Origin of the sequence: Nitrosovibrio sp. Nv4 (assembly GCF_900215485.1) — a bacterium.
GTDB lineage: Bacteria > Pseudomonadota > Gammaproteobacteria > Burkholderiales > Nitrosomonadaceae > Nitrosospira.
This window is the reverse complement of the sequence record NZ_OCMZ01000001.1, coordinates 490,755-507,007: the sequence shown is the minus strand read 5'-3', so window position 1 is coordinate 507,007 and position 16,253 is coordinate 490,755. Positions and strand designations below refer to the sequence as shown.

The 16,253-nt window shown below is 52.6% G+C and carries 9 protein-coding genes, 1 tRNA gene and 1 pseudogene; 6 read left to right on the top strand and 5 right to left on the bottom strand.

Annotated elements, in window-relative coordinates:
* The first annotated feature begins 103 nt into the window (after positions 1–103).
* Both rpoZ and CRO05_RS02170 read left to right on the top strand, forming a co-directional pair.
* Positions 104–310: a DNA-directed RNA polymerase subunit omega gene (gene rpoZ, locus CRO05_RS02175; RefSeq protein ID WP_090883005.1), complete on the top strand. Its 207-nt coding sequence runs from the start codon at positions 104–106 to the stop codon at positions 308–310.
* A 158-nt stretch (positions 311–468) separates the two neighbouring features.
* On the top strand, positions 469–2,613 hold the full coding sequence (locus CRO05_RS02170) for a bifunctional (p)ppGpp synthetase/guanosine-3',5'-bis(diphosphate) 3'-pyrophosphohydrolase (RefSeq protein WP_097066607.1): 2,145 nt from the start codon (positions 469–471) through the stop codon (positions 2,611–2,613).
* A gap of 107 nt (positions 2,614–2,720) precedes the next feature.
* Here the strand turns inward: CRO05_RS02170 and metH are convergent, their stop codons facing one another.
* The 3 genes from metH to CRO05_RS02155 form a co-directional block, all read right to left on the bottom strand.
* A complete protein-coding gene (metH, locus tag CRO05_RS02165; RefSeq protein ID WP_097066606.1) occupies positions 2,721–6,452 on the bottom strand; it encodes a methionine synthase in 3,732 nt (1,243 codons plus the stop codon).
* A gap of 328 nt (positions 6,453–6,780) precedes the next feature.
* Positions 6,781–8,901: an AAA family ATPase gene (locus CRO05_RS02160; protein ID WP_097065630.1), complete on the bottom strand. Its 2,121-nt coding sequence runs from the start codon at positions 8,899–8,901 to the stop codon at positions 6,781–6,783.
* Positions 8,902–10,130: 1,229 nt separating this feature from the next.
* Positions 10,131–10,988: a GNAT family N-acetyltransferase gene (locus tag CRO05_RS02155; RefSeq protein ID WP_097065629.1), complete on the bottom strand. Its 858-nt coding sequence runs from the start codon at positions 10,986–10,988 to the stop codon at positions 10,131–10,133.
* Between the two features lie 460 nt (positions 10,989–11,448).
* Between CRO05_RS02155 and CRO05_RS02150 the strand changes: the two genes are divergently transcribed.
* The 3 genes from CRO05_RS02150 (at position 11,449) to CRO05_RS02140 (ending at position 13,049) form a co-directional block, all read left to right on the top strand.
* Entirely contained in the window at positions 11,449–12,192 is a 744-nt protein-coding gene (locus tag CRO05_RS02150; RefSeq protein WP_097065628.1) for a Mut7-C RNAse domain-containing protein, read from the top strand.
* A 237-nt stretch (positions 12,193–12,429) separates the two neighbouring features.
* Positions 12,430–12,505: transfer RNA gene (locus CRO05_RS02145), tRNA-Lys, on the top strand.
* Positions 12,506–12,791: 286 nt separating this feature from the next.
* Entirely contained in the window at positions 12,792–13,049 is a 258-nt protein-coding gene (locus tag CRO05_RS02140; protein WP_097065627.1) for a hypothetical protein, read from the top strand.
* On the opposite strand, the gene CRO05_RS02135 is transcribed toward CRO05_RS02140, so the two are convergent.
* Complete coding sequence (locus CRO05_RS02135) at positions 13,036–13,566, bottom strand: DNA adenine methylase (protein ID WP_235001350.1); 531 nt, start codon at positions 13,564–13,566, stop codon at positions 13,036–13,038. The two genes, CRO05_RS02140 and CRO05_RS02135, sit on opposite strands and share 14 nt — an antisense overlap.
* 44 nt (positions 13,567–13,610) lie before the next feature.
* Positions 13,611–13,739 (bottom strand): annotated as a pseudogene (locus tag CRO05_RS15775) (DNA adenine methylase); the annotation flags it as partial.
* Between the two features lie 508 nt (positions 13,740–14,247).
* On the opposite strand from CRO05_RS15775, the gene CRO05_RS02130 reads away from it, so the two are divergent.
* Entirely contained in the window at positions 14,248–16,026 is a 1,779-nt protein-coding gene (locus CRO05_RS02130) for an ATP-dependent endonuclease (RefSeq protein WP_097065626.1), read from the top strand.
* Positions 16,027–16,253: the final 227 nt, after the last annotated feature.

Genomic DNA, 16,253 nt, shown 5'->3' with positions numbered 1-16,253 from the left:
TGGCACTCCCTGACGGTGTGCCGCGCATCTTTTATGTAGAGTTGCCTTTATCGGATCGGGCATTCTATACTGATAATTCTTATAGCTTAGGTGGAACAAAAACATGGCACGCATTACTGTTGACGATTGTTTGAAAAGAATTCCCAACCGCTTCGATATGACTCTGGTCGCCACCATTCGAGCAAGGCAGCTTTCAATCGGGGGCAGTCCCATGGTGGAGTCCGCGCGAGACAAGCCCACAGTCATAGCATTACGCGAACTCGCTCAAGGAAAGGTGGGGCTGGAAATTCTCACCACCGTACCGCTTTAATCTCATAAGCGGCTGATGTTTTTTTAAAAAAATTGTTGAACATGTGTAGTCAACCACCCGTTAGCCAAAAAATCGGGTTACATTGGATAGTAGAAGGGGTGTCGGCAGCCGTCTTGAAAAACTGATATTGATAAAATAGAGAGATGAAGGAAATCACGATGCAAGCACGAGGTTTGCCGAGTTCTTCTGCTACCTTGCCCGAGGCGAATTTCCTATTTCACGAACTATCCAGCTACCTTAAGCGCGAGGATGTTTCCGAGCTTCAGAACGCCTATCTTTTTAGCCAGAGCGCCCATTCCGGGCAATTCCGAAAATCCGGTGAACCTTACATTTCTCATCCGCTGGCGGTAGCCAGCATACTCGGCAAATTGCGTCTGGACAGCCAGACATTGGCCGCCGCGTTATTGCACGACGTGATGGAGGACACACATGTCTCCAAAGCCGAGATCAGCGATAGATTTGGCAAGTCGGTTGCGGAACTTGTGGATGGTGTTTCCAAGCTCGACAAGATCGAGTTCCAGACACATGCCGATGCGCAGGCGGAGAATTTCCGCAAGATGCTGCTGGCAATGGCGCGGGACGTGCGCGTCATACTTATCAAATTGGCCGACCGGTTGCACAACATGCGTACGCTCGAAGCGATGCGACCCGAGAAACGGCGTCGTATCGCGCGCGAAACCATGGAAATCTATGCGCCTATCGCCAACCGGCTGGGACTCAACAATATCTACCATGAGTTGCAGGATCTCAGCTTCCGCTATCTGTTTCCGACGCGCTACAGGGTACTGAACAACGCCACCAGAGCGGCGCGCGGAAACCGCCGGGAGATGGTGACAAAAATCCTGGATACGATCAAGCAGCGCCTGAAGGCGGCAGGATTGGATGCGGAGGTGACCGGGCGAGAAAAACAGCTCTACAGTATCTACAAAAAAATGGTGGAGAAGCACCTCACGTTCTCCGAGATTCTCGATATTTACGGTTTTCGTGTCATCGTCAAAGACGTGCCGTCGTGTTATATCGCGCTGGGCGCGTTGCACAGTCTTTATAACCCCATCCCCGGAAAATTCAAGGACTATATCGCCATTCCCAAAGCGAACGGCTATCAGTCATTGCACAGCACCTTGTGGGGACCCTATGGTACGCCCATCGAAGTGCAAATCCGCACCCCCGAAATGCATCGGATTGCAGAGGCCGGCGTCGCCTCACACTGGCTCTACAAGAGTACCGATGCCGATCTCAACGACCTGCATATGAAAACCCATCAGTGGTTGCAGAGCCTGCTGGAGACGCTCAGCGATTCCACTGATTCGCTGGAATTTCTGGAACATCTCAAAGTTGATCTGTTCCCCGGGGAAGTCTACGTATTTACGCCCCAGGGCAAGATATTAGCGCTACCCAAAGAATCCACCGCCGTGGATTTTGCCTACGCTGTACATACGGATATCGGCGACTGCTGCGTGGCTGCGAAAATAAACGGTGAAAATGCACCGCTGCGCACGGTTCTCAGAAGTGGCGACCGTGTGGAAATCGTAACCGCGTCGCATGCAAAACCCAACCCGGCATGGCTTAATTATGTGGTTACCGGCAAGGCACGCTCGCACATCCGCCATTTTCTCAAGACCATGCAATACGAAGAATCGGCAAAACTGGGAGAGCGGCTGTTGAATCAGGCTTTAATGTCGGTCAAGGTTGATCCTCAGACGATTAGCGAGGCACAGTGGGATAAACTGGCGCGCGAAAGTGGAGCTAAATCGAAAAAGGATTTGCTGGCGGACATGGGGTTAGGCAAACACCTGCCAGCCGTAATCGCGAGGCGGCTGGCGACGCCGGGGGAATCCGACTCAGGCCCGAACGGGATTAACGATGTCATTACCATACTTGGCACGGAAGGCATGGCAGTGCAGTTTGCGAAATGTTGCCGCCCCATTCCAGGAGATCCCGTTATCGGCTTCATCAAGAAAGATCAGGGACTGGTGATTCATATCCATGACTGTCCGGCAGTTTCAAAAAACAAGGGTAACTCTGACAATTGGCTGGATGTGGCCTGGGGTAAAAGTATCGACAGGCAGTTCGAGGTCAGCATCAGGCTGATGGTTGCCAATGAGCGTGGCGTGTTGGCGAGAGTAGCGGCGGCAATCGCCGAGGCGGGGTCCAATATCGATAACGTCGCGATGGAAGGAGATGGCGTGTACACAACCATGAATTTCATGTTGCACGTCCGCAACCGCCATCATCTCGCACAAGTGATGCGCCGCTTGAGGCGTATTCCTGAAGTAGCGAAAATCAGCCGCCAGAGAGGCTAAGAGGCTGACTGGTTAATCGTTTTGCTTTACCACGTACACGACAGACCTTGCCTAATAGCTGGCGGCTCACTCAACCAGCAATCAGCTCCGCCATCCACAAGCTACCGCTACCGTTCGTACGCCAGAACCGGCGCCAGCCATTTTTCCGTCTCCTCCAGTGTCCAGCCCTTTCGTTTGGCGTAATCTTCCACCTGATCCTTTCCTACCTTCCCCACAGCGAAATAGTCCGCATCGGGATGAGAAAAATAAAAACCCGATACCGCCGCGGTAGGCACCATGGCATATGATTCCGTTATGATGATTCCTGCATTTTCCGGTGCTTTCAGCAATTCAAACAGAGGTCCCTTCTCGGTATGATCAGGGCAGGCCGGGTAGCCTGGCGCCGGGCGGATGCCGCGATACTCTTCGGCCACCATTTGCTCACTGCTCAGGTTTTCATCTTTGACAAAACCCCAGAATTCGCGCCGAACCCGCCAGTGCATATGTTCGGCGAAAGCTTCCGCCAACCGGTCAGCCAATGCTTTCAGGATAATTGCACTATAGTCGTCATGCACCTCCTCGAAAGCTTTTATTCGCGCGTCTATGCCCATTCCCGCAGTCACTGCAAATGCTCCGATGGCATCCCGGATACCGGTTTCCTTGGGGGCGATAAAATCCGCGAGGCACAGATTCGGCCGGCCAGCCGGCTTAGTGGTCTGTTGCCGGAGGTTGTGGAACGCCATCGCCACCCTCATGCGAGCTTTATCCGTATAGATTTCTATGTCATCGCTGTTTACCGTGTTGGCCGGAAAAAGGCCGAACACCGCATTGGCGGTAAGCCATTTCTGCTCGACAATTTTTTTCAGCATGGCCTGGGCGTCCCGGTAGAGACTGCTGGCCGCCTCGCCCACCACCTCGTCTTCCAGAATAGCCGGAAACCGCCCTGACAACTCCCATGCCTGAAAGAACGGCGTCCAGTCTATGAATGGCACCAGCTTTTCCAAGGGGTAGTTTCGCAAGGATCTCACGCCGACAAAATCCGGCTCGGGCGGAGTGTAGTTCTCCCAATCCGCTTTAAATGCATTTTTTCGGGCGTCTGCAATGGATAGCATCGGTGCCGGTCCTCTCTTGTTTTTATGCTGTGCGCGGACTTTCTCATACTCAGCCTGGAGTTTCTGTACGTACTCCGTACGCAACTCCTCCGACAGCAAATTACTGCACACGCCCACAGCACGGCTCGCATCCGGGACCCAAACGGTAATGCCGCTGTAATGAGGCGCTACTTTCACGGCGGTGTGCACTCGCGAAGTAGTGGCGCCTCCGATCAATAACGGGATGGTAAAGCCTTCCCGCTCCATTTCCTTTGCCACATACGCCATTTCCTCCAGGGAAGGCGTAATCAAGCCCGACAAACCAATCATATCGGCCTGCTCCTGTCGCGCCATCTCCAGGATCTTCGCACTGGGCACCATCACACCCATATTTACCACTTCGTAATTATTGCACTGAAGCACCACCGTGACGATATTTTTGCCGATGTCATGCACATCGCCCTTGACGGTGGCAATGACAATCTTGCCCTTGGGTCTGGAATCGCCCAGTAACTTCTTTTCCGCCTCGATAAACGGCAGCAGGTGCGCCACCGCCTGTTTCATCACCCGGGCCGACTTGACCACCTGGGGCAAAAACATCTTGCCCGAGCCAAACAGGTCACCCACCACGCCCATGCCGTTCATTAGCGGCCCTTCGATCACCTGGATCGGACGCCCGCCCTCTTTAGCTACTTGTAGCCGTGCCTCCTCGGTGTCTTCTACTATATAAGTCGTGATACCTCTTACCAGCGCATGTGTCAGACGTTGCTGCAGCGGCTCGTCACGCCAGGCAAGGTCTTCAATATTCTCCTTGCTTTGTCCCTTGAAGCTCTCGGCAAATTCCACCAGTCGTTCGGTGGCATTGGCCTCTCCGCCACCTTGGGGAATGCGATTGAGCAGCACATCCTCCACCCGCTCCAGCAACTCCTTGGGAATATCCGAATAAACGCCCAATTGACCGGCGTTGACGATGCCCATCGTCATGCCCGCCTTGACGGCATGGTAGAGGAAGGCGGTATGAATAGCTTCCCGCACCGGCTCATTGCCGCGAAAAGAAAACGACACATTGGATACGCCGCCGCTTATCTTGGCATATGGCAGGGCTTGCTTGATGAGGCGGGTTGCCTCGATGAAATCCACACCGTAATTATTATGTTCCTCGATGCCGGTTGCGATCGCGAAGACATTCGGATCAAAAATGATGTCTTCAGGTGGAAAACCTAGCTGATCGACAAGAATGTGGTAGCAGCGCTTGCAAATCTCCACTTTTCGTTCCAGCGTGTCGGCCTGACCTGTTTCATCGAACGCCATGACGATTACCGCCGCACCATAGCGGCGTGCCAGTTTCGCGTGTTCGATGAACTCCGCTTCGCCTTCTTTCAGGCTGATGGAGTTGATGACAGATTTGCCCTGCACGCATTTCAGCCCCGCTTCGATCACCGACCACTTGCTCGAATCGATCATGATCGGTACGCGGCTGATATCCGGTTCGGCGGCGACGAGGTTCAGGAAGGTTACCATCGCCTTCTGCGAATCGAGCATCGCCTCGTCCATGTTGATGTCGATAATCTGCGCGCCATTTTCGACCTGACTGCGGGCAACACTTAGCGCATCCGCATAATTGTTATTCAGTATCAAGCGCGCAAAAGCTTTCGAGCCGGTCACATTGGTCCGCTCACCCACATTCACGAATAACGAGTCGTCAGCGATGCTGAGCGGCTCCAGGCCGGACAGGCGCAATTTTTTTGGAATGTCAGGCACGGCTCTCGGCGGGACATTGCCAATCGCATCAGCGATAGCCTTGATATGGGAAGGCGTCGTACCGCAACAGCCGCCGACAATATTGACAAAGCCAGATTGTGCAAAATCCTTGATCAGGCTGGCGGTATACTCGGGCGATTCATCGTAGCCGGTCTCGGCCAGGGGATTGGGCAACCCCGCGTTGGGGTGGGCGCTGACATACACGCCCGCAACCCGGGAAAGCTCCTCGATATACGGGCGCATCAATTCCGCGCCCAAGGCGCAGTTAAGGCCGACCGACAATGGACGCGCGTTACTCACAGAATTCCAGAAGGCTTCCGGCGTCTGCCCGGAAAGCGTGCGTCCGGAAGCATCGGTAATGGTTGCCGAAATCATGATGGGAAGGCGCGTGCCGTGCTTCTCGAAATATTGATCTATTGCGAACAGCGCAGCCTTGGAATTGAGGGTATCAAAAATCGTTTCCACCAGCAGAATGTCCGCGCCGCCGTCGATCAAGCCGCGAATGGATTCGGAATAATCCGCCACCAGCTGATCGAAGGTAATGCCCCGAAACCCAGGGTCGTTCACGTCTGGCGAGATAGAGGCTGTTTTGGTGGTAGGCCCCAGCACGCCCGCGACGAAACGAGACTTTTCCGGTGTTTTTGCCTCCATTGCCTGAGCCGCTTCCCGCGCCAGTTTAGCGCCGGCGAAATTGAGTTCGTACACCAGATCCTGCATGTGATAGTCGGACATCGAAGCGGCGTTCGAATTAAAGGTATTTGTCTCGATGATGTCCGCGCCGGCCTCCAGATAGGCGTCATGAATGGACCGGATGACCTGCGGTTGGGTCAGCGTCAGAAGATCGTTATTGCCCCTGAGATCATGCGGAAAATCGGCAAAACGGGTTCCGCGGTAATCCGCCTCGTTGAGTTTGTGGCTCTGGATCATGGTGCCCATTGCACCGTCCAGCATCAGGATGCGCTGGGCGAGGAGGTCTTCCAGTAATTTGGTTCGGGGGGTTTCGTTCATGATAACGCTGCGTTTGAGGTGGAGACTGGATTCTATCACGCGCCTGCCGGTATTTTGACCAAGCGGTAACGGCTCGCCTTTTGAAACCCGCGGGTTCCTCATCGCGGGCGAATTACGGAGCATATAGATGGTGCTTGCTCGCCCACTGCTCAAAGCCTGATAGATTCTCTCTCCCACCAATCCTGGACCGTATGGGGCGGCCGGAAACAAAACAACAGATCAGGACTCTCGCGGATTTCATGTGAACCGGTAGATAGCAACCATAGCTGTCGCGTTTTGAACTACCTTGAACTACCTAGGGTTTGATAGCAGCACTTTACGAAAACGTCTAGTTTCTAACTGCTATAAGCTCCTGGAAGAGCCTGGCCCATCGCCCGATGGTGGCATGATCGAATGCGCTGGCGCCTCTTTTAAGGGCCTGTTCCTTACTCCGCTTCGCAACTTCAACTCTCCATCCGTCGCTTAACGTTACGTCCTGTGTTTCCGCCCAAGCTTCTACTTGGCTCACAAGCGGTTTACCGCTGGCTACCACGTCTGCAAATGGTATCTCGGTATTTCTTTCCCAGCGGTCTATCACTTGAGCAAAGAACGAGACAGGTATCAAATCTTCTACTTCGGAGCCGGTAAAGCCGGCATAAGTATCCGTTGATAAAATCCTCTCTTCCGCAGCGTTATACAGGCCCGATTTCAATTCCTCGCTGATCCGTTTTCCTGACTCATTACTACCCAGAAGTATTTTGGGCAACGGTTCGTCCCGTCCTGCAAGGATACCTGCGATCACTTCCGCCGTTCTGCTTTCACCTGAGGGAGGAAAAACCAATTCACGCTTTGGCGATATTTTGTTTGCACCGATAAGAAGCGTTTTGATAGTGGAGAGATAATATTGATCCGACAGATCTTGGACGATAACTGGCTGGCAGCCCAGCAGCAGGCTCTCGCCGATATTCAGGTTCAATGCAGAGTGAACAACATATGCAGCGCCCGCTTGCCGAGGATCCTTTTCCACATGCCGAAGGTCCGGCGTAGCCTTGGTAGTACCGTTTTCGGATACATATACCTTACGCGCACGTCCCAGATGCTCCGCGTCGATCAAAAACGGCGAATGGGTTGTATAGAGAATTTTATTGAAATTTGCGAGATTATCAAAGAAGGCAGACAGGTTTCTTTGGGCCAGCGGATGCAGTGATAATCCGGGCTCATCCAGCAGTAAAACCGCGTTTTGATGTTCACCCTCGCTTTCCACCAGGAATACGAGATAAAAGCTCAAAAACCATTGCAGGCCGGTGCTCCTGCTCTCAAGCTCAACCTCCTCTGGACGACGATCATCGGACACCCATATCCGGAAGTGGCTTCCATCCGCTTCGAAGCGGAATTTGTAATCTCCCTGTTTCCACCAGTTTCTGAATTTTTCCGTCAAGCTGGCGCCGGCGGATTGAAGCAATATCGAACGCTCCCTTTTTTTCAGCGCAATTTCTCTGATTTCTTCTGGCGTGGGTTCATGATGGTTGTCGTGTGAATCTCTCAGGTCCTGGCCAAGTTCCAGAATTTCGTTCGGCTCGAGCCGTACAAACTTGAACAGGACGCGCAGGGTTCGCGCCTTGGCCGCTTCTTTCGAGCCAAGATCGGTTCTTTGAAGATTTTGTACAACGTGAGGAAGATAGATTTCAGAATCCAGGTTCCCAAATTCAGAGTAGTAAACGAATTTCGGCAGCGCCTCGATTACCATATCCTGTACATTACTGATGCCGTCGGGCGAGGGCTTCGTAATCTCGGAGGTTATCCGTTCGACTTCATCCAGCAGTTCCGCTACCTGACGGTAAACGGGCGTAGTTCTTCTATCGGGCTCGGGAATGAGGAATTGCAGTTCTTTCTTCAAGAGGGACGCTTTGGCCGCCGAAAGATTCGGTTCCGCGAGGTTATCGCCCATTTCATGCAATTTTGCGATAACACTTTGTTTCAACTCTTCTTCTTGCCCAGACAGTGCAAGATCGTTAATGCTTCTAGCGGTAGCAGCGACCCGCTTTTTTATCTCTGAGCTTATCTCTGAGCTTACCCCGGAGGCCTCGATGCCGGCCTTCCCTTCGGACCGGGGGAAAGAAATCGCGTACTTCCCATTAAAGTACCGTTTCACAGACACAAGAGAGGCATCTTCCACTGAAATTCCCGCCTTGTCGGAAAGCTCTCCCGCAAGTGTTCCAGTCTCGAACTCCGCTGTTATAAAGCAGTAGTCTCCCGGGGCGTGGCGTACCGCGCCGAAATTTTTTTTCGGGTAGTCGGAGGTGGGCTGAATTTCTCCCTCTACCGCTGGGTTCAGCTTCCAAAGCGGAATCAGAAGATTGGTTTTGCCGGATTCATTCACGCCGATCAGGGCGGTGACGTTATCCACGTCCACCCACCCGCTATTCTCGACAGAGCGAAAATTTGTGACCAGAAATCGAGTAAGGTTCATAAGTTCTGTCTGTCCTGCTTCTCTTTCAGTCAGTGGAACACGCCTGCAAATTCTTGCTGCTGTTCCAGCATCAAACCCTGGCAGGTTAGCGGCATCGGGAGGTAAAGGAGCAAACAGGTTCCTCCCTTGATTGCTTTGCCCCTAAGATCGCTCTGTTTCACTTGCCGCCTTGGGTACTCAAAGCAAAATACGTGCCGCCTCTTTATATTGCTGATTATACGGTACGTTTAGTTGCAGCATTCTGGTCGACCCGTCATATGTAATACTTTCCGACATGAGTCTTGGAGGTTAAACAAAAGGCATCGAACGCCATGCTTCGTATTCTTGCGCTCTTTGGTATAAACAACAGTGCTATGAATAGCAGTGTTTCAAATTCTTGACGGGATTTGTTGACGGGGTTGGATCGAGCATTCTTCTCGAATCACCTCCATCGCTGGAACTGTCGTCAATTGCAGACGGGCAAGAGGGAAAGTTTGGGAAATAGTCGCGGCTGGATCAAACCCATTGAACTGCTATCCCGCCGAAGAAAGAAGCCGATGCACCACAAGCACAAGAGCATCGGCCCATTGAGCCATTAATTCTGAGTTTCTGCGTGTTGTAGTCGGATGATATTACCTCTCAGCAGATCTACTCAGGGCTTAAGATCGGTATTATTCTTTCCGTCCGTCCTTTGACATAAAGAACCAAAGAGCGACGGCGCCTATACCTACGACGAGAATTACCATTTCCATGATTGTCTCCTTAAGGATTTAACCGTTCAAGAAAATGACGAACTCGCTGACACCACTATGGTATTTCTCTCAGTGGGGTCAGCACCACCTTCAACATCGCTTGCGAACAGAAATAGACGTCCGCAAGAATTTTGACTCCAGTCGGAATAAAAAATTCACACAATATTAATGCTGGTATTAATTTTTTTTGCGTCGGATTGAGTAGAAACGCCTTGGGACACGAATAGAAATGAAGTCCTTCCTGAATTCTTCCTTTTGTAAACGCAAATGTTTCAAAAGGACTATCCGTTGTGGCTCTAACTGAAGGTCACCGCCGCGTCACCACCCCCGTTTTATAAATACTGAACTATCGGTCAGCTACCTGACCGCAAATGCGGTCGAGACATCAGTGGCCGAACGCGGGCCCCGACCATAATAGAATGGCTGCGCAAGGCACTGTCTTTTGCTTTTCCACATCGTCGTGACCAGCCTTATCTCCTATACCCTATACCCTATACCTCAAAAGAGAATCGAAGGCAGAAAAGCACCGGAGGGCTGATTGTAGAGGCCGAGGCTCATCAACGTAGCAGGCTGGACGACGCGAAGCCCGTGCTGCAAACACCAACGGAACAGTTCACCATTGCGGGAGGGGAGGAGAAACCCGGGTCCCGCAAATACATCCGCAGCCCCGATGAGGGCCTTGAGATCCTCATTGCTTTCTCCCACAGCATGCCCCATGAACCCGATTAATGTGGCGTAGCCGGTGATGCGGCCGGCATGTTCAACTACCATCGCCGTGCCCTGTTCAATAGCATGGCTCAACTCTTGTCCTCGATTGTGACCATGGATTTTATGGCAGAGATAATTGCAGGCTTCCATATCGCTGCCATGCGCCAGGCGGACCGGGTAGCTGGGGATATCAAGCTGAAGCGCCGGCCCCTGCAAGTTTACGAGCGGCTCTCGTACGTCGAATCCCAGTTTAGTATAGAGGGCGAGCGAGCGGTTATGATATGCAGCCTGCACCAGACGTACGCCAGCGCACCGTTTCTGTCGCGCACGCTCCAATACGTTATCCATCAGGCGCCGGCCAAGGGCGTTATTTTGGACCTCAGGCGCGATGGTCAGAGGACCAACACCAGCAATGGCTGCATCTTCCCAAAGGAAATTACTCCCGACTATTCGCCCCTCACTCTCGGCAATCACGGAATACACGTCCGTACGGGACAGCAGCGATGAAAAGAGGTCCCGCGCCATCTCCGGCGAGGGAAAATCCGGAGGAAAATTGTGTTGCCCGGAAATCGTCTTGAAGGCCTCGTAGCAGATCATCCCGCCTATCTCCGCATCTGCCGGGTTGCCTGCTCGTAAATTGCAATTCATATTAACCCTTCGTTCATAATTTCCTCCCTAACCCTCGTCTGCGACCAATTGGGGCTCAGCGATTATGAGATTGTGCTGGCGCAGAAAAAGAACTGCTACAACTCTGGCTAGTTTATTTGTTCCTTGCACTTTCTCAAAGCGTGTTGACGGTCTAATCGGGATGACTACAAAAAAGGATTGGGACGGAAATTCCTGGCGCGTTCCACTGATGCCCAGATGGAGCCGCCGCGTAGCGAGAATTAAGCGCCTCGTCAGTGCATGCACGCTGATCGACGTTGTAGAAAACAACCCAGAAATGGGCGATGGTGCCGATGAAATTTAAATTGATTTCGTAGAGTGAGCGGGGCGACCGTCCCGCCAATTTTCTGTTACCTCAGAGTTCAGCGCCATTTCTAATTTCCGCGCCTCCGGATTGCCGCTACCCCGAGCATCTCCTGCTGAAAAGTGCAATACTTTCTCCATGGTCACCGCAACATTCCGCTTCTACGAGGAGCTCAACGATTTCCTTGCGCCTGAACGGCGCAGGCGCGAATTCGCCTGTTCTTGCGCTCGGGCAGCAACAACCAAGCATATGATCGAGGCACTGGGTGTACCGCACACAGAAGTAGAATTGATACTGGTCAACGGCGAGTCCGTAGGATTCGACCGATTGCTGAAAGACGGCGACCGCGTTGCCGTCTTTCCCAAATTCGAGATGGTCGACATCACGCCCTTGCTGCGCGTGCGCGAGCATCCTTTGCGCGTGATGCACTTTGTCGCGGATGCCCATCTTGGCGGGTTGGCGCATCTGCTTCGCATGGCGGGTTTCGATACCCTTTACGATAACCACTATCACGATAGCGAAATCGAGGCAATCGTCGTGAATGACGGACGCATTGTTCTTACCCGCGACCGGGAACTGCTCAAGCGCCGCTCGATCACGCATGGATGCTACGTACGTACGTTGAAGCCGCCGCAACAGTTATGCGAAATATTCGACCGGCTGGACCTCGCACGAAGTGCACGGCCTTTCACCTTATGCCTCAATTGCAATGCACCTTTACGGGCAATTGAAAAAGCCGAAGTGCTGGCGCGCTTGCCGCCTTCCGTGCGCGAGCGTTTCGATCACTTCAGTACCTGCGATGTCTGCCGACGCGTTTTTTGGGAGGGCTCCCACTGGCACCGGATGCGGGCCGTGTTGGAGGATTGTATGCGGTCAGACTAATCCTGGCGACCAGCATGTGAGAGGGTGGTAGTAACTCTGTTCAATACCGGGCAGCGGCATTGGGAGTAATGATCCTGACTATCTGTTCGACCATACCTTTCCCGCCACGATCTCATCGTTCCGTTCGAATTTTTCCCCGAATGTGGTACGATTAACACTCTCAAAGTCGAGCAGGGAATGCAGGGTCAAAGCGTTTTCTTCTCGATCGCAACTGAAAAATTCCGGTTCATCCGATCCGGGTCGTTAGCTCAGCTGGTAGAGCAGCGGACTCTTAATCCGTAGGTCGACAGTTCGATCCTGTCACGACCCACCAATAATAAGGGAATATGGGTAGACGCCTGTAATCCCTTTTTCTTTTTCTTATTTTTGTAATTGTAAACGCGCGTTTCGCTTGAGACTATTTTGCACGTAATTTGATACTGGTTTACCGGCAATTCTTCCGCCTATTCGTGAGCCTTCCTGTATCTTTCCCGTTAGAATCCATGCTGTACATCCGTTGCGGCGTTAACATACTAGCCTTGCAGGCACGCATATTTGGCAGAATCTCAGGTTGGCTGCGTGGCTGTGGCAAGTGTGCCTCTCATCAACTCATCAGACCTATGAAGAAGACAAGCATTCCAAAGCAGTTTCCCATTGATAAAACATTAACGCTGCTCCACAAATGGCTCCCGGACGGGCATGAATTCGGCAATGAGTTCTATGTTGCTAACGATCCGAATAATCCAGGTCGTTGCATCATTGTTTTGATTGCCAGCGGCAAATGGCAGGGTTTCAAAATGAGCGCGGCTGATGCGATTGAACGGCTTTGGAATCCTGATCATGTTTCGGGCCTTCGCAAACATTTCACCAATTTCTGATGATCAGCTCGGCGCGCTTCCCGCACCTCTGCGCTCCGCCGACCGTGTAGTTGATATCGACTGACTCCATCGTCAGTCCAGCGAAGGCGTCTCGCATCTCAGGGATATCGTTGACGCTGATGATCATGTATCCCTTTATCGTCTTGGCCAGCTTAGCCATCTCATCATATTGCTCCAGCCCGAACCCGACGCCATATCCTTCTGTGCCCCAGTACGGCGGGTCGCAGTAAAAAAGAGTGTGCGGCCGGTCGTATTTGTTGATGCATTCCCGCCAATCCAGATGCTCTATATAAGTTCTGGCCAATCGTAGGTGGGCCTGGCTAAAATCCTCCTCAAGCCGTAATAGGTTAAGCTTGGGCGGTGAGGTAGTAGCTGTGCCAAAGGTCTGGCCTTCCACTCGACCACCGAATGCCAGTTTTTGCAGGTAATAGAACTTGGCCGCGCGCTGATATCGGTCAGCCTTTCCTCTGGTGTGGCCTGCAGCCACTTGAAGATTTGTCTGTTGGTTAACGCCCACTTGAATTGCTTGGCAAGCTCTTCCATATGATGCTTGACCACTCGGTATAAATTCACCAACTCGCCATTGGTGTCGTTGAGCATTTCGACCTGTGCCGGCTCCTTCCGGAAGTACAGCGCGGCCGCTCCCGCAAACGGTTCGACATAGCATTCGTGGGAAGGGAAAAGCGGCATGATCTTGTTTGCAAGGCTGCGTTTTACCGCCGACCCATGGAATGATTGGGTTGTGCATTTTTGTGAGTCTCTCCGTTATGCTAGACTTCGCCCGCCGCGTACGCGGCGGGGAGGAGTGGGCATCGCCCTTAGTCACAAGGGGCATCGCCTCTCGATGGCTTTAAGACTTAGTTCAGTACCAGGCTGAAGTTAATCATAAGTCCCGATACGTATATCGCGAACCGAGTTGCTGTTATTCATCAGGCTGCCGCATGACCGTACCGTTCTGTTCGCAACAGAGGTGCACTTAAGTCCAATTGCGCGCTTGGCTCGTACCACCTAAGGTATCGACCGCGGACTAATTGTTCTCTCACAGGCACCGTTGCTCTCGTATCAGGAATTCGGGAAAGGCCGGCAGCCACGGCTGTAGCTGTCGTACCGAGCCCAATTGACATACCACAGATCCCGCTTGCCGCAGTAGCATTCTTGTACTACATAATTTTTTAGTGGCGTACCGCCAGGGAAGAAGATGACCAAGCTTCGAATTACGAGTGTTCGATTCAGTCACTACAAAGCCTTCGAGAACTTTCAGATTGCCCTCCAAGATTTTAATGTGTTGGTGGGCCCTAACAATTCGGGGAAGTCGACGATCATCAGCGCTTTCCGTATCCTGGCCGAAGGGTTACGCCGCGCAAGGGCCAGAAGCCCTGAGCCAATAGACGTTAACGGGTTGACCGGCTGGGGGTATAGGCTAAACATTGCGGATCTTCCGATTGCCGCAGAGAACATCTTCTTCGACTATGACGAATCAGTCCCCGCGCAGGTAAGATTTCGGCTATCAAATGGCAGTCATTTGAAGCTCTACTTTCCAGAGCAAAGTGCGTGCTATCTGATCCCGGAATCCACTGGCCGCGCGCCGAGATCGCCATCTCAATTTAAGGCTAACTTCCCCATAGAAATAGCATTTGTTCCGATCCTTGGGCCCGTCGATTCAAAGGAGCCTCTATACGCCAAGGAGGCCGCGCGCCTTGCATTACTGACGAGCGGCGCGTCAAGAAACTTTCGGAATATCTGGTATCACTATCCTGAGGGCTTTCAACGGTTTCGCGAGTTGGTCATCTCGACCTGGCCGGGAATGGATATTAATCCACCGGAGCTGACTGGAAACGTCCGTCAGCTCGCGATGTTTTGCCCCGAGGAGCGGCATCCTCGAGAAATATGTTGGGCGGGCTACGGGTTCCAGGTTTGGTGCCAGATGCTGACTCATATCGTGAAAGCGGCTCCGACATCGTTGCTTGTCATCGATGAGCCGGACATCTACCTGCACTCTGATCTCCAACGTCAGTTAGTCGCCTTGCTGCGGGATTTGGGGCCGGACATACTCATTGCAACGCACTCCACGGAGATCATTGCGGAATGCGAAGCAAACAGCCTATTGAACGTGAACAAGAAAAAGGCGAGTGCGCAACGCGTCAAGGATGTATCGCAGTTGAAGCGGGTCTTCTCAGTCCTTGGATCGAATTTGAACCCGACGCTTACCCAACTTGCGAAAACAAGACGGGTGGTTTTCGTCGAAGGGCTTGACTTCCAAGTATTCGGAATTTTTGCAAGAGTGCTTGGACATCAACGTGTGGCGAATAGGTCTGACTTTGCGGTCGTGCGGATGGACGGCTTTAATCCTAAGAGGGCTGTTGATCTGGCAGCGGGCATCGACGCGACTGTTGGAAGTCGTGTGGCCAGAGCAGTGGTGCTAGATCGCGACTATCGCTCATATGAAGAAATCGAAGAAATCAGAAAGGAACTTCTAAAGCACGGATTCACAGTTCGAGTGCACGGGCGTAAAGAGATGGAGAACTACCTCCTTGACGCGACTGTACTTGAGCGAGCAGTCGAAGGACGCCTCCTTGAGCGCGCACGACGATCCGGAGAGCAAAAGAAGAGCGCTCCAGACATTTCGGAGCTTATCGAACAAGCCACGAATGAAGTTCGGCACAATGTTTTCGCCCAAATTCAGGCTCGAGAAGTCGACTTTGTCCGCAAGAGAGCCCCCCACCTGGACCCGGCGACAATTACGGCGGATATTTCTTTGCGCTTCGAACTATTGTGGGCGCATCCTGACGGACGACTATCCGTGGTGCCCGGCAAAGAAGTGTTAGCTTCGGTTAATACTCGGCTACAGGCGGCCGTCGGAGTATCGGCGTCCGACGGGCAAATTGCGAGCCAATTTCGATCGAGCGAAGTACATCCAGACATCAGGGGCCTCGTGGAAGAACTTGCCAGCTTTGGTGCTTCGGAGCCAAAGGATTAGGCTGGTGCTATTGAGGACGTGAGCGGCTGGTCCGTTCAAAGGGCCGCTATTGCGAAGCTGTCTCCGGACGTCAGCTGCCTAGGATGCTTCTGACGTTGATCTGACCGCTCTCAGCTATGAGCAATTGATCGCACTGGCACGATTTCTGCCCAGCCGAAGGTTCCTAATCCGATGTCTGCCTCTAACTCGGGTGTCCAATATCTCTCTGAAAGGCTTTTGCCGACCAG